This is a genomic window from Streptomyces alanosinicus, from assembly GCF_014650595.1.
In the GTDB taxonomy this organism is placed as follows: Bacteria; Actinomycetota; Actinomycetes; order Streptomycetales; family Streptomycetaceae; genus Streptomyces; species Streptomyces alanosinicus.
In genome coordinates, this window is record NZ_BMVG01000019.1 from 16,878 (window position 1) to 30,892 (window position 14,015).

Annotated in this window: 20 protein-coding genes; all 20 read left to right on the top strand. The window is 67.6% G+C overall.

Annotated elements, in window-relative coordinates; translation table 11 throughout:
- The first annotated feature begins 5 nt into the window (after positions 1 to 5).
- A complete protein-coding gene (locus tag IE277_RS29775; protein WP_229882059.1) occupies positions 6 to 1,001 on the top strand; it encodes a hypothetical protein in 996 nt (331 codons plus the stop codon).
- A 91-nt stretch (positions 1,002 to 1,092) separates the two neighbouring features.
- On the top strand, positions 1,093 to 1,941 hold the full coding sequence (locus IE277_RS29780; RefSeq protein ID WP_189956802.1) for a helix-turn-helix domain-containing protein: 849 nt from the start codon (positions 1,093 to 1,095) through the stop codon (positions 1,939 to 1,941).
- 138 nt (positions 1,942 to 2,079) lie between these two features.
- Entirely contained in the window at positions 2,080 to 2,397 is a 318-nt protein-coding gene (locus tag IE277_RS29785; RefSeq protein WP_189956803.1) for a hypothetical protein, read from the top strand.
- A gap of 69 nt (positions 2,398 to 2,466) precedes the next feature.
- On the top strand, positions 2,467 to 2,874 hold the full coding sequence (locus tag IE277_RS29790; RefSeq protein ID WP_189956804.1) for a hypothetical protein: 408 nt from the start codon (positions 2,467 to 2,469) through the stop codon (positions 2,872 to 2,874).
- Positions 2,871 to 3,389, top strand: a complete 519-nt coding sequence (locus IE277_RS29795) for a hypothetical protein (RefSeq protein WP_189956805.1) — start codon at positions 2,871 to 2,873, stop codon at positions 3,387 to 3,389. Before IE277_RS29790 ends, IE277_RS29795 begins: the two co-directional genes overlap by 4 nt.
- A 639-nt stretch (positions 3,390 to 4,028) precedes the next feature.
- On the top strand, positions 4,029 to 4,376 hold the full coding sequence (locus IE277_RS29800) for a hypothetical protein (protein ID WP_189956806.1): 348 nt from the start codon (positions 4,029 to 4,031) through the stop codon (positions 4,374 to 4,376).
- A 191-nt stretch (positions 4,377 to 4,567) separates the two neighbouring features.
- Positions 4,568 to 4,873: a hypothetical protein gene (locus IE277_RS29805; protein ID WP_189956807.1), complete on the top strand. Its 306-nt coding sequence runs from the start codon at positions 4,568 to 4,570 to the stop codon at positions 4,871 to 4,873.
- Positions 4,870 to 5,574: a hypothetical protein gene (locus IE277_RS29810; protein WP_189956808.1), complete on the top strand. Its 705-nt coding sequence runs from the start codon at positions 4,870 to 4,872 to the stop codon at positions 5,572 to 5,574. The genes IE277_RS29805 and IE277_RS29810 overlap by 4 nt, the downstream gene beginning before the upstream one ends.
- Entirely contained in the window at positions 5,571 to 5,849 is a 279-nt protein-coding gene (locus IE277_RS29815) for a hypothetical protein (protein ID WP_189956809.1), read from the top strand. Before IE277_RS29810 ends, IE277_RS29815 begins: the two co-directional genes overlap by 4 nt.
- 175 nt (positions 5,850 to 6,024) lie before the next feature.
- A complete protein-coding gene (locus IE277_RS29820) occupies positions 6,025 to 6,375 on the top strand; it encodes a hypothetical protein (protein WP_189956810.1) in 351 nt (116 codons plus the stop codon).
- A 127-nt stretch (positions 6,376 to 6,502) separates the two neighbouring features.
- The gene (locus tag IE277_RS29825; protein WP_189956811.1) at positions 6,503 to 6,817 is read left to right on the top strand and encodes a hypothetical protein; all 315 of its coding nucleotides are present in this window, start codon (positions 6,503 to 6,505) and stop codon (positions 6,815 to 6,817) included.
- A gap of 25 nt (positions 6,818 to 6,842) precedes the next feature.
- Positions 6,843 to 7,364, top strand: a complete 522-nt coding sequence (locus IE277_RS29830) for a hypothetical protein (protein WP_189956812.1) — start codon at positions 6,843 to 6,845, stop codon at positions 7,362 to 7,364.
- A 26-nt stretch (positions 7,365 to 7,390) separates the two neighbouring features.
- Positions 7,391 to 7,861, top strand: a complete 471-nt coding sequence (locus IE277_RS29835; protein ID WP_189956813.1) for a hypothetical protein — start codon at positions 7,391 to 7,393, stop codon at positions 7,859 to 7,861.
- Positions 7,862 to 7,919: 58 nt separating this feature from the next.
- Positions 7,920 to 8,489 carry a hypothetical protein gene (locus tag IE277_RS29840; protein WP_189956814.1) on the top strand — a complete coding sequence of 190 codons (570 nt, stop codon included), beginning with the start codon at positions 7,920 to 7,922 and terminating at the stop codon, positions 8,487 to 8,489.
- Between the two features lie 129 nt (positions 8,490 to 8,618).
- Positions 8,619 to 8,942 carry a hypothetical protein gene (locus tag IE277_RS29845; protein WP_189956815.1) on the top strand — a complete coding sequence of 108 codons (324 nt, stop codon included), beginning with the start codon at positions 8,619 to 8,621 and terminating at the stop codon, positions 8,940 to 8,942.
- Between the two features lie 279 nt (positions 8,943 to 9,221).
- Positions 9,222 to 10,124, top strand: a complete 903-nt coding sequence (locus tag IE277_RS29850) for an N-6 DNA methylase (RefSeq protein ID WP_189956816.1) — start codon at positions 9,222 to 9,224, stop codon at positions 10,122 to 10,124.
- Positions 10,125 to 10,247: 123 nt separating this feature from the next.
- Positions 10,248 to 10,646 (top strand): type 1 periplasmic-binding domain-containing protein, encoded by a 399-nt coding sequence (locus tag IE277_RS29855; protein ID WP_189956817.1) that lies wholly within the window; start codon positions 10,248 to 10,250, stop codon positions 10,644 to 10,646.
- 58 nt (positions 10,647 to 10,704) lie between these two features.
- A complete protein-coding gene (locus tag IE277_RS29860; protein WP_189956818.1) occupies positions 10,705 to 11,370 on the top strand; it encodes a hypothetical protein in 666 nt (221 codons plus the stop codon).
- Between the two features lie 70 nt (positions 11,371 to 11,440).
- Complete coding sequence (locus IE277_RS29865) at positions 11,441 to 13,054, top strand: ParB/RepB/Spo0J family partition protein (RefSeq protein ID WP_189956819.1); 1,614 nt, start codon at positions 11,441 to 11,443, stop codon at positions 13,052 to 13,054.
- Between the two features lie 136 nt (positions 13,055 to 13,190).
- Positions 13,191 to 14,003 (top strand): hypothetical protein, encoded by an 813-nt coding sequence (locus IE277_RS29870; RefSeq protein ID WP_189956820.1) that lies wholly within the window; start codon positions 13,191 to 13,193, stop codon positions 14,001 to 14,003.
- The last annotated feature ends 12 nt before the right edge of the window (positions 14,004 to 14,015 follow it).

Here is a 14,015-nt window from a genome sequence, read left to right on the forward strand (position 1 = left end):
ACGGCGTGGAGCGCACGCACAGCCCGGATATGCGTGCAGCCATCCTCGGCACCTACATCCACCAAGGTCTGCTCGAGGACGCACGTCGTGAGTACGGTTGGCTCGTCGAGCGCACTGTCACCGATGAGGTGCTGCGCGGCCACATCGACATCGTCCAGCTCGACGCTGCGACCGCCGCGCGGCTTCCCAAGCGCCATCGGCCTGTTCAGCCCGCCGACGTCGTGACGGTGGAGGACGTCAAGACGAAGTCGGGTCGGATCTGGGACCGCGTCGTCCGCTACGGCCCGACGGCGGCCGAGATGCGGCAAGTCCTCTTGTACGCAGACCTGTTGCGCACCGTCGGCTTCGCCGACGTGCCTGGCCAGCGGTACCTGCACCGCCTCGGCCCGATCGACGTACAGCACATCCGCTTCAGGTTCGTGTGCCGCGACACCGGCGAAGAGCACGTGCAGGAGTTCGCCTTCGACCCGTGGCTGGCCACCGAGGCCCGCTGGTGGGTGGACCGCGTCCTGGAAGCTCCCACGCCTGAGGATCTTCCGCGCGATCACGACGGCCCCGGTTTGAGCGTCATCTGCGATAACTGTGCGTTCCGCGGCACCTGCTGGCCTGGTGTGCCGCCGGGGATGCCGGCCCAGACCATTCTCGTGCACGACGACGCCGACCGCGCCCAGGCGCTGGCGGACTATGTGCGCGGCCACGAGATGTATCGGGAGGGCAAGCGCCTGAAGGAGAAGGCGCGGGCAATGCTCGCCGACTCTCCGGAGGGCCGCTACGGCGACAACGAGCTCGGCTGGAGCGGCGGCAACCCCAAGCAGGAGGTGGATGTCGCGGCGATGGTGGAGCAGTTCGAGGATGCCGATCTCGTCGTGCCGATGCTGCCTGATGCCGAGGCCATGGTCGAGGTCCTGCGTCGGGCCGGCATGACGGTCCCGATGCGCAAGGCGGCTGGGCAGAGGACGCCCCGCTCCATCAAGGTCAGCCCAGCCCGCCCGACCGCCTGACGGCCCTTGTAAGAGCCCCGCGCCCTTTACGCGGGGCCTGGACCTCTGCTGTTGATCACTAACTCTTCTGCACCGCCCTGGAGGCTCTTCCGTGACGATCCTGCGCCGCCACCTCAGCACTGGCTTCACTGTGCTGCCGACGGCCACCATCGAAGACTCACGGCTGTCGTTCCGGGCACGGGGCATTCTTGCGTTCTTGCTGGCGAAGCCGGACAACTGGAAGGTCCGCTCAGAGTCGATCGCCGCAGCGGGGCAGGAAGGTCGGGACGCTGTACGCAAGGCCCTGCGGGAGCTGCGGACGTACGGCTACTACCGGGTGGTGACTGAGCGGCTGGACGACGGGACGCTGGTGCGGGTTACCGAAGTGCATGACACAGCGCAGGAGTGGGCGTCCGAGGAGTACAGCCGACAGGTGGGTCGGCGGGTTGCACGCAGGCTGCAGCGAGACATGAAAGAGGCCCCCGCCGACGCGGGCGAGGAAGACGAGCAGGCCGAGGACGGGTTTTCAGGCGTCGGTGAACCAGGCGTCGGTGAACCAGCCGCCGGTTCTTCAGGCTTTCTAGTTAGTAACCAGAACCAATACACAGAGAAGAACCCCCCTACCCCCACAGCTGGCGCTGCGGGGGAGCCTGACGATGCCGCGGTTGAAGAGGGCAAGCCGCCGTCGTGTCCAAGGCATCTGGATGGGCTGGGGCGTTCGTGTCGTGGCTGTGGGACGAGTCCGCGGCAGATGAGGGAGCGCGAGGAACGGGCAGAGAAGGAGCGGTTCAAGTCCCGTGAGCGGGAGGCGAATGAGCGGGTGCTGGCGCAGGTGCAGCGCAAGCCTGGGGTGGAGGGGCTGTCCGAGGTGGCTCAGCAGCAGCTCGCGCAGATGAGGGAGGTGAGGCGGGCGGCTGCTGTGCGGGGCGAGGGGGTAGAGTCACCCCGGCAAATAGGTTGATGTAAAACTGAGCCTCCGAGTGGCGGCTCGATCGACTTGCCGCCCCCATCAGACAGAGTAGAATTAATCATATGGACAGGAGGGGCCTGCTGACCACCTCTTGGAGGCATTGTGATTGCAGCATCGATCACCGGCGGAATGGCCGAGATCGCCGAAATGGATCCCACTTGGGCACCGATCAGGCTCGGCGCACTGAAGGTCACCAGTGCCGGCGACAAGGTGACGGCGTGGGGTCGTCGCGACGACGGCCTGACAGTGAGGGCTCAACACCTCCAGGGTGAGGACTGGGTCGCGGTCTCACTGACACCGAGGGAAGTTGGGCGGCCTGTGAGGACAGGGCTACTGATGCGGGAAGTCCCCGACTATGCGCGAGTGCGACTGAACGACCTGGTGCGCCAGCTCCAGGGCAGGCTCGGGGAGCAGTTCGACGAATCCCTGATGGTACGACAGGGCTGACCTCTCGATGGTTGCGCATCGCGAAAAATAGGCTGATGTAGAACACCAGCAGGATTGGATCGGATACTCATGCTTGATGTCGCCGCCGAGGTGGCCACCATCCGTGCCGCCTACGGGCCGGACGAACGGCGCGTGCTCGCCGCGTACGGCGACGTCCACGCTGCCCTTGAGGCGGCGGGGCTGCGTCCCTACGTGGAGACGCGCGGCGGGCTGGCGGTCTGTGCTTACGCCGAAGACGGAACGCTGCTCGTTCTCGCCTGCGAGGACGCCCTGCCGCTGAATCGCGACGCGCTGACGGGCTGGCATCTCAGCCATGTTCCCGAGGATGAGCCAGGCGCCGCGTGGCGGTGCGTTGTCTACGACTCCGTGCCTGCGGACCCCGGTAGTGGTGAGGTCGGCGACCTGCGCCTGCTGCCCCTGGTCGACGCTGCGAAGGCACACCTGGCCACATGCTCGCGCACTGCGAGGGCCGCATGAAGCTGACCGACGACGACGTCCAGATGGCCGTGCGCGACTTCTTCACACCCGCCCGGCTCTTGGAGTTCATCGACCTGCCTGATCCCCTCGCCCGCATCCGGTGGGGCGAGAAGCAGTTCGATGAGAGTGGGCACAGGCATAGCGTTCGGCGCCTTGAAGGAGAGCCGGACGCCGGCTGCGTGACGCGCTGGTCGGTCACGCCCGGCGGGTTCCGCTACGAAGTCGATGCTCCTGGTGGAATGCGGTCCGGTTTCGTGTACTGGCATGACGTCTACCAGGTGGTGAATTTCCATCTCACCCCGGTGCGTTACGGCACATTGCGTGCCGCCGTCGAGGCTGTGGCTGCACACGACGCCGCGTACCTGCCGGGCCCGGTGCCGTTCAGCACGCCCGAGGCGTGGGCGGCGTACTTCCATCGTCCCTGGGCGCGGCGGGCCAGTGAGCTCGCGCTCAAGGCCGCTGCCGCGCTGGATGCCATCTGTCCGGCCGTCAAGGCCCAGCCCTCTTTGTTCTGATTCCACGCGACCGCGAGAAAGCTCCGATCTGTGATCACCTCCACTTCTTCCGCAGCCTGGACCAGCGCCGCTCCGTGCGCCGGCGTCGACGGGTACGTGCCCAGTGAGGAGCTGATGCGCTCCAAGCCTCGCGAAGTACTGGAGGAGTGCGTGCCGCTGCTGGAGGGTTGCGTTGAGCTCTGCCCGTTCGTACTGCGGTGCTACGAGCGGGTGCGACCGGAGGCAAGCCGGTTCGACGGGGTGTGCGCGGGCCGCATGTGGGTCAACGGGAAGGTGGTCGCAACCGCCGAGGGCGCGCCGGTGCTGCCGAAACTCTTGTCGCAGGCGGGTACGTGCGGGACGAGCAGTGGGGTGAAGGCGCATCGGCGGCTTGGGGAGCCGTTGTGCGGGGAGTGCCGGGTTACCGCTCAGCGGGCCGGGGTGCGGCGGGCGGGTGCGGCGAGCATCCGCAAGCGGGCCTCGCGCAGTGACCGCCGGACTCGCGTCGCATCGTGAATCGACGCATCAGCAGGCAGCTTCCGAGGCTCTGACCTGCATAAACGCGATTGACACCCCCTCCATGCATAGTAGAATTAACTTCAGTTGGGAGAGGGTCCTCCCAACCACCGCTTGGAAGTACGAGATGAGGAACTACCCCCCATGCACACGATGACGCCGGATCCACTCGCCGTTCTTCAGGTCGCCGCCGACCACAGCATCTCCGAGGAGCAGGCCGCAACCGCCATCGAATGGGCAGCCCACATGACCGTGCACGCATGGGAGAGCTACGCGGACACGCTGGGCCTGGCCAAGCACGACGGCGATGCAATGGAGGCATGGTTCCGCTCCCTCCCCCCGGGCGCCCAGAACGCCGTCCTGGACGACGCGGTCACCGTAGTGGTCGGTGCCGACAACGTGCTCGCCGAGATCTACCGCAAGCAGGACGCCAAGCAAGCCAGCCACAGGCGCGTCATGCGCACCAACCGGCCGCGCGTACACATCCGCTGACACCCACGCGATCACCGGCCCGCCTCGAAGCGAGGCGGGCCGCCTGCTGCCGTCACTACCGGCGCAGGAGAGGACGGCTGGCTGCTCTTCCGCCTGCCCGCGCACTGACCGACAGCCCCGGGACCGCACCGTAATGCAGCCCCGACCGACACACGCGTGTACCTCTGGAATCCCGAAAGACGATCAACACCGTGCTCGACAAGCACCTGCCACTGGACGCCGCCGCCGACATCATCGGTGAACTCGGCTTGAACGGCGGACAGATCAGACACACCAACAAGACCATGCAGCGCATCGTCCGCAACGCCTGGAACCGGCTCCCCGCAGCACGACGGCCGTCCACCTTCGATGAGTTCGCCGACACTGTTCCGGCCCACCACTGGGCGCTGATGTTCGAGGTGTGCGCACTCAGCGGACTGGGTCGCACCAACGAAGCATGCGCACTGATCAGCACAGCCCGTCGCCTTCGAACCATCCACAGCGACTGCGCCCGGTGACCGGGCAGATCAAGACCCGGCACCCTCTGCCGAACGGCACCCGCGTCACCCACATCAACCAGGAGTGGGCCCGCCGCCTGCCAGGCGGCACCGCCACCATCCTCGACCGCCAAGGCCCTTGGCCGGACGGCTCATGGGAGTACCTGGTGCGCACGACCGGTGACTTCTCGCGCCAGCCGAGCCCCGACAACCCCGAGTCCCGTACGACGTGGTGGCCGTCCTACGCCACCACTCCCGCAACAACGAATCGGATACCCATGAACGACCGCACACCCGCCACAGACAGCACCGAGCAGGAGGCCCGCTCGCTCCACGAGTTCCTCACCCACGGCCTGACAACCTTCGGAGGAGACGCCCAGCAGGCCCGCATCACCTACGGATTCTCGTCGCTCTGGGCTTTCAGCAGCCCGGAGGTACGCCGGTACCTGCTGCTGCTCGTGGCCTGGGAAGCGCGCGACACTGCCGCGAACGACAACCAGTACCCGTCGACCGCTGGCCAGTATGCGCAGGCGTTCACCCAGTACGCCGCAGAGTGGGCCCGGCAGAATCCCGGCAGTACAGCAGATGCTTTCTGCACGGGCCAGCACTCGGCGTACATCGCCGCTGGTTCCCTCGCTTTTGACCGGGACGACCTCGAGGTGTCCCTTGAGACCGCGCTCCTGCTGTCAGCTCGTGCGCCCCAGACGGGGGCCGGGCAGTGAAGACGGGCGACCGCGTATGGCTGCGCGGCAACCCTGGGCGTCACCTGTCCGACGCTCGCGGTGACGCCATCGCCTTTCTTGTCATCGCGATCGAGACCCTGCCCGGCCATGGCACCTGGTACCAGCTGCACACCGCGCACCCTGCCGCGCAGGAGATCTTCGGCGGCTGGCACACCGGCCTGACTCTCACCCGCATACCCCTGACTGACAGGTCTTCGGGCGCCGCAGCGCCGAGGGGGGTGAACGCCGAACTCGCGGCTGCCGCACCCCCGTAACTCCGATCTGACCTGGGCATTCGCACTCGACCCCACCCCTACCCATAGTAGAATAGTTATTACGAGGAGGGGGGTTGAAGCTGGGCTCCACTTCACCCCCCTCGCCACACCCCAGCGCCCGAACCCGCAGAGGTCCACGAACTGCTCGGCGCTGCGCTTCTTCAGAAAGCACTCCATGCCATACGACACCAGCCTTGTCCCCGCACGTCTGCTCACACTCGCCACCGATACCGCGACCGCGCTCGGCCCCGAATGGTCTGTGACCGGCCTGCTGAGCACCGCGATCCTTGTCCATCCCTTCGGCCTGCGCATTCAACTGCGCCTGCACGCAGACGGCTTGCGCATCAGCGCCCTCACCGCCATGAGCAGCACCCCTGGCAACCCTGACGAGATCAGGGCGACGGCGCCGATCACGGAGGCGACGGGTCACAAGGCAGCGGAACTGATCCATACTCGGGTGCTGCCGCCCCTCGGCCAGCGCGACGCCCACGCGGCGCTGCGGCTGTTGAGCCTGCCCCCTGCGTAGCGCCGGCATACCGGCCGTCGCCCAAGCTCAGCGGGATTCCGCCAGCATCGTCCTGAAGAACAGCGACGACGGCGTCCCCGTCATCAGTGTTCACATCCTTGCCCCCTACGACGGCACGGTGGCGCTCTTGCTGGACCAGCTCCCTGTCAGCTGGGCCATCCGCTGCGCCCGGGCGGCTCTGCCCGAGCCGTCCGCCGCCCCCGAGCACGCCACGGCGGCGGACTTCGATCCCCCAGTGCATGCCGTGCTCGACGCGCTCCCTGTGCTGCGCGCCGCGCCGTCGCTGGCCGGGCCCCGATTCACGATTCTGTGCGCCCCTGACCAGCAGGTCACGGTTCGCCACGACGCTAACGCCGCAGATCCCACCGCACCGATGGCTCTGTTTCTGCCGACGGCCCCGATCGCCACGGCTTACGCCGTGCTGCGCGCGTACACCGCATGACCGCCACCTATGGATCAAGGAAAACATGACTTACGAAGCACCCCGAATAGCCCCTCGCAACTGGCGCACTGAACAGGATCTTGGCGCCTATCTCGCCGGGCTGAGGCCTTCGGCCCGCAATGTCACCTCGGCCGCCCTCGCTGTCGCCCGTATCGACGAGCTCGGCTGGGCGCCGCTGGGCGGCTATCCGGGCAGCGACGTGCTGTGGCCGGTCGCCTGCCTGATGTGCGGCTGGTCCGGCACCCGCTTCTACAGCCACCTGCGCAGGGCACGCCCGGCCATGCGGCACCGCGGCTGCCTGCCGCAGAGCGAGCATCCGAGCCTTCTTTCGGCGCTATCCGCGTACGCGGCAGACACCTGCCGGTGCCGACGGGGGCACCCCACCACCGTTCATGAAGTGGCGGACGTCCTTGTCGCCCTTCAACGCGCCGTACGCGAGGACGACCACGGCCAAGTCGTCGCTCATGTCCGTGCGCTCACCGGTCCATGCCCGGCCACTGCAGCCCGCGCCCAGGCCGTGCGAGCCCTCCACAAACCCCCGAAGTAGCCGCCATCAAAAAGGAGTTGGTTTCCATGAACGAGTACGAGCGCGGCGATCGTGTTGCCGTCCTCTACCTGTCGAAGACGAACGGAACCTGTCTGGCGTACAACCGCACCGTCATCGACGTCGAACCGCACGAAAAGCACGGTCAGCGCATCTGGGTCAACATGCCGGCCGATGCCGCGAGCGGCAGTCCGCACGACTTTTTCGCCAACGACCACGAGGGCATCTGGCCCATGGAGGACGAGCCGATCGAAGAGCAGCTGCCGGTGCGGCTGGCCGCGAACCTGGACTGGTACATCGAGGCTGCCGCACCCAGCTCCAGCCGCCTCACGTGGCCTTCTGGCCGAGGGCATCTGCCGGTCCGGGTCTCGTTCACAGAGAAGGCCCGCGCCCTGCACGCCCGCATGGCCTGGCTCTACATGGACCAGTTGCGCGTCGCCGATCCGCGGGCCTTCGAGGAGTGGGTGGCCCGGTATAAGCCGCTCTCCGCTTCCCAGTAGGTGCAGCCCGTGCACCGGCCAGCCAGAACAGCACAACCAGCAAGGAGAACAGAGGCACATGCGGGGCCTGTGGAAGGTGACGTACGCGCACCCGGAACGCACGAACACGACGTGGAACTACCTGATTCCGGTGTGGGACGCCCGGACGGAGAACGCCGCGCGGGAGCGCGCCCAGGCGCGGCACGACGGGAACGTGGCCCACATGCCGGCGCGGATACGGGCGGTCGAGGCCTCCGAACTAGAGGTGCTGGCAGTGGTCTTCCGGCCCGCGGTGCTGTCTCGGGAGCGGGCGGTGGCCTGGATCGCACTGCAGCAGCACGGGGCGATCACCGAGCAGGGGTGGCCGCTCGCGCAGGAAGGCCAGGAGCGTGGTCGTGACGAGTGGTGGCGTGGCGATGTTGGCGAACTCCACATGAATCTGCGTGAACGAATCCACGGGTTCGGAGTATCGGTGGCCGAGATCCTTCAGGTGCCGGACACGGCCGCGTCGGCAGCCTGGGCCGTCGAGGCGCACACTGACCGCTTCGGTCGGGTGTGGTGGGACAGAGTCCGAGCCGAGATCCACAAGGCGGGGCTGTCCTGGCTGTGGCAGACCCCGTACGGCATGGCCTGGATCGACCAAGCCTAACCCGGCCGCCCCCACTTGACCTGCATGTTCGCAGTTGACCCCATCCTTATACATAGTAGAATTAACTCAACAAGGGGGAGGGAGAACCTCCCTTCGACCGTTACGCCAAGCACAGAGAAGAGACCGTTCGTGAATCGCGAAGAGCTGCTCAACAGCTGCCGCTGGAAGGTCAGTTACAGCTACGCCTGCACTTGCCGCCCGCAGTGCTACTGGACCACCATCCGCGGTCGCCACAGCAACTCGGTCGGCACGTTCCTCAACAACGGGGAAGAGCTGCTGGGGGCGGAGGCCGCGGCGGCGCTCATCGCCCAGCGGTTCGGTCACCAGGAGATCGCGGATATCCGCATGTGGCAGGAGAGCGCCGAAGAGCGCGACGCCCGCCTGGCGCGGGATCGCCGCGAGGCGGCCATGGCGGCCCGTGGCATCCACTGGGCGATGGGCGGCGCCAACTAGGAAGTGCATGCGCGCCGTTCAGGCGCCCCTCATGCCACCCCTGCCCGCTCCCCACCTCCCTGAGAGCGGGCCCCTGTCTACCGGCACCCCTTCACGGAAGGTGACTTCTACGTGACTCAGCAGCTCGACTTGTTCGCAGAGGTAGCCGAGCCGATACCCGCTGCGTTCACCGCGGCACCGAAGCCTGCGCCGTCCACACCGAAAGCCACGGCATCGAGGCAGGTGCGGACGGCCGCACCCTGCACCCCGCGCATCAGGCGGGCGCCCCGCCCGCACCCGGTGAGCGATCCGCACCGGCGCGCCCTGGAGATCGGCGAAGCGGTGGCCGAACGGTGGCACAACCGGCACGGCGGCACCGCCATCGAGGTGCCGATCGGCGTGGTCGCGACCCTCGCCCTCATCAGGGAGAAGGACGCGAACGGCCCGGACCTCAAAGCACAGCTCCTCTCCCAGGACGGCCCGCAGCTGATCGCGATGCTCCGTGAGATCTGGTCGATGCACTGGCTTCACCGGCCCGACCTGATCGAGCGTGCACGGATCCTGCACGAGTGGCTGAACGATGACGTCGACGAGTACCGGATGCACGCGGTGCGCGCTGTCGCCGAAACCGCCCTCAAGCGCGGCCTGTTCGACCTGACCGCACACGAGGACCCATTCCTGCGCTCGGCCACAGACGTGCTGTCGCCGGTGATGATGTGCCTGCGTTCCCAGGGCGCCCGGCAGGGGCTCGGCGAGTATCACACCCCGGCGCCGGTCGCTGACGCCATGTCCGAGGTGCTCGCTGCGGGACAGATCATGGAAATCAACCTCGCAGCCAATGAGCCGCGTACGGGAGAGCACATCCATGACCCATGCGCCGGCAGCGGAGGGCTGCCGCGCTCGGCCGCGCAGTACATCCGCGAACGCGGCCACGACCCTGCGGATTTCCAGTGGTCGATGGTCGACATCGACCAGATAGCCGCCGCCTGCGCCTCGGTGAACGCGATCATCTGGGGCCTCGGCCCTCGTGTCACCGTCGCGTGCGCCGACGCGCTGGCAAACCCGAACGCAGTCCAAGACGCAATGAGGGAAGCGCGGGCCGTCTTCAAGCATCGCGACGAGGCACTTGGCAAGGCTCGGCTCATCGCCGCCGTCCGCCAGGTGCAGCAGCTGGTGGATACGGCCCTCATGCACGCCGCCTGAGCCCACCCCACCCCCTGTGACCTGCGTAAGCGCAGTTGACCCCACCCCCATGCATAGTAGAATTAACTCAACAGTTGAGGGGGAAGGCCCCAGCCTCAGCCCGATCAAGACCAGGAAGCCGCCGTGCCCGACACCGTCCACACCCTGCTCGTCGCCACCGACGGCACGATCACAGACCTGCACCTGAGCACGAACGACACCGCCCAGCTCACTCAGATTCACCGAGCCCTCGGAGACGACGCCGAGGCCCTCCACTACGTGCACGGCACGGACGGCGCAAACACCGTTGCCTTCGTCGCCGAGATCCGGGAAGGCCAGCCGCCGAATCTGTACGCGGCCCTCGCCCTGCACTTCCTCCTCCCCCAGGCCGCCATCACCGACGTCCGCGGCCCCGTCGTCTTCGCCGGGTTCACCCGGGAGGGCCGCCTGGCCAATCTGAGCGAAGACGCGGTCCGCGCCATCCGCGCCGTCGAGCCGGAAATCCCCGGAACCTTCCCCGCCATCGTCCGCACCGCCCACTGACTCACCGCGAACAGCAGCACCCCGAGATTTACGCACCTCTTGGAACAGGAGCACACCCGTGACCAGCACCGACACCATGGCGCCTGACACCGTCGACACCAACGGCGTGGAAGCGGAAGCCGACGAGGAAGCGCAGGCGACCATCCTCAGCGAGATCGACCTGTACTTGCTGTCCAAGCCCATCGCCGAAGCCCTCGGCGACGGCTGGAGGGAAGACCCCGAGGACACCCCCGCAGGCTTCGCGGACAAGTCGATTCGCCTCATCCACCCCGACGGCCGCTCCATCGGCGTACGGCACCTGTGGCAGGGCAAGGCCGTACAGACCTTCGCCATCGGCGGCCCTGCTCCCAAGCGATCGGCCGGCCCGGAGCGTGAGAACCGGCTGCCCAAGGGGATCCGCTACAGCAAGGGAGTCTGCTTCACCACCCACTCGCCGCTTCAGGAGATCCTCACCGTCATCCGCACCAGCCTGCTGCCCGCCTTCGACGGCCACCGGCCCCGCCTGCGCGCCGACGGGACACCGATCCCGCCCGCCGTCGAGGCTCCCACCGAGCAGAGCCAGAACGCCACGGCCGGCACGGCAGAACCCGCCCAGAACGCGGACACCGCCCCGCCGACGACCAAGAGCAACGCGAAGTCCACCGGCCGGGTGAAGGGCACGGGGCACCGCACTGCGTCGGCGAAGCGCACCACCAAGCGCCGCACCACCCCTGTGACCGCCTGACTCCGCCGACAACGCATCCCGGGCGGGCGCAGCCGCCGTGTGCCCGCCCCTGGCGTGAAGGACCACGACCATGAGCACCACCACCGACGCCCGTCCCGCCGCCGTCGAAGGATTCACCGGCCGCTTCGCCTGGGTCGACCCCCACGACCTGGTCATCGACCCGTACAACCATCGCAAGCACCGCGACGGCGGGGACGACGAGGACACCACACAGCCGGATGCGGAACTCCAGGCCAGCGTCGACGAACTCGGCGTCCTCACCCCGCTCGTGCTGCGCCCGCAGACCGGTGAGCACGAGGGCAAGCTCGGCATCATCTTCGGGCAGCGCCGAAACAACGCTGCCTTGGCCGCCGCGAAGAAGGCCAAGGCGAAGAAGAAGCCCTACCGGCTCATCCCGGCGATCATCCGCGACGATCTGACCGGCGTGGACGACGCGGCGCTGACGGTGTCGTTCATCGAGAACAAGCACCGCCGCCAGGCCACGATCCGCGACGACATCGACGCCGCCAAGCAGCTCTCCCTCATGAACATCCCGAAGACCCGCAAGAACCGGCATGCCCGCGCGATGGGCTTCAAGCCCGCCGAACTGGCCGCCGCCACCAAGGCATCCCAGCTGTCCGACGAAAACCTCACCGAGGCGGTCGACGAGGGCTTCAACCTGGTGGAGCTGGCCGAGTTCCAGGAAGTCGAAAGCGTCGACGATGCCTTGTGGACCCTGCGGCGCGCCAAGAGCCGCGACATACGGGAGGGCAACCACAAGCGCGGTCACTGGAAGCACGCCCTGGCCGAACTGCGCGCCGAGAAGGAACTCGCCGACACATGCGCCAAGCTCATCCAGGAGCTGACCGCCGAGGAAGTCACGGTCGTGGACTGGCGCTGGAACTGGTCGGGCACCAGCACCCGCCCGCTCACCGATCTCCTTACCGACGACGGCCAGCCCCACACTCCCGACACTCACCAGGACTGCCCCGGGCATGCGGCCTGCGTTGACACACGCGAGGCCGAGGTGATCTGGCTGTGCACCGCCTGGAACCGGTATGGCCACCCCCTCACCCCTCAGGCAGCCAAGAAGGACAAGCAGCAGACAGGCCCGGACAAGGAAGCGGCCAAGGCCGAGCGGCGGCTGGTGATCGAGAACAACAAGGCATGGCGGCAGGCCCGCACCGTGCGCCTGGACTTCATCAAGGACCTGTGTCACCAGCCCGAGGCCAGTATCCGAGTGTGGCCACTGATCCTGTCCATGATCACCGGCACCAGCTACGCGTACGACAACTTCATCGATCGCAAGCGCACCGATCTGCCCGCACACTTCCTCGGCGTCGAGGACCCCAACAAGGACCGCTCCCAGTGGAACCGCGTCAGCGATCCCTTTGGCCAGGTGATCACCCGCACCAGCCCCGCCAGCGCCTGGCGCATCCTGCTCGCCCACGTCGCAGCCGCCCACGAGAGCGAGCACATGGACGACGCGGCCTGGCGTAACCACATCGACCCACAGACCGTCGCCTGGCTGACGTTCCTCGAGGCGGAGGGCTACGCGCTCAGCACCATCGAGGCAGAGACGGCCGCCAAGGGGCGCGCCCAGCAGCAGGAGAAGGCGCGGCAGGACGCCGAGCGTGAGCAGCCCACCGCCAACACAGACCCGGACGAGGCCCACGCGAAGGAGCTGGTGCCGGCCGCAGCCTGACTGCCCCATGGGAGGCCCGCCACACGGGGCCTCCCATGCCCAGCCATCCCTGCCCTGCTCCCGCCTCGAAGCAATCGCGACGCGCACTCGGCGAGCCACCGCTGACGCCGTCACGCATGAACAACACGGAACGCCTATGAAGATCAATCGCCGCAAGGCCACCTGGTACCCGAAGATCTCCTCATCCACCTTGCAAGCCGTCACCACCAGCAGCGCATGGACCCAACGCCTCGAAGACGACGCAGTCGTGCCCACCAAGTTCGCCCTGCGTAACCCGCACATCGTCGACGCCCTGCCCGACGGCCAAGTCTTCGTACGGCACGTCAACCTGGTCACTGTCCATGAGGGCCGCCAGCTGATCACCGAAATGACGCCCGGCTACGCCCAAGACCTCGGCCACATGTTGATCGACCGCAGCGCGCAGGTCCGCTTGGCCAACCACACCCACGCGGACGGACACACCAGCGACCAGCAGCCGCTGACCTCCGCAGTCGCCGCTCACAAGCGAGCACAGCAGGCCGCCGTCGACCGGGCAGTGGAACTGGTCCACATGGTGTGGCCCAGCCTCCAGCTCCGGTACCGGCAGCACCTCGCGCTCGACAGCAAGGGGTTCGGCCGCTGGTACATCGTGATCAACGACGAGGGCGCGCGCGCACGCGTCGAAGCCCGCGGCGTACCGGCCCGGGCATGGGGCACGTTCGTCACCGAAGCCGTGGATCGCGCGTGGTTCCACAAAGGCCGCTTCCGCGGGGCGGACGACTGGGCACGGGCACGGCCCGGCCAGTACGAGGCGCAGTCGCACCGCGCCCAGTACAGCGACCGCCTACAGATCGGCGCCGACGGCGAGGCGATTGAACTGGTCCTGTACGCCGTGGAGGTGCGCAAGCTCGCCCGCGGACTGACGCACATGCTCGCCGGCGGACGGTCCGCAGATGGCCAGGCGATCTAAAAGGCGCCAGGC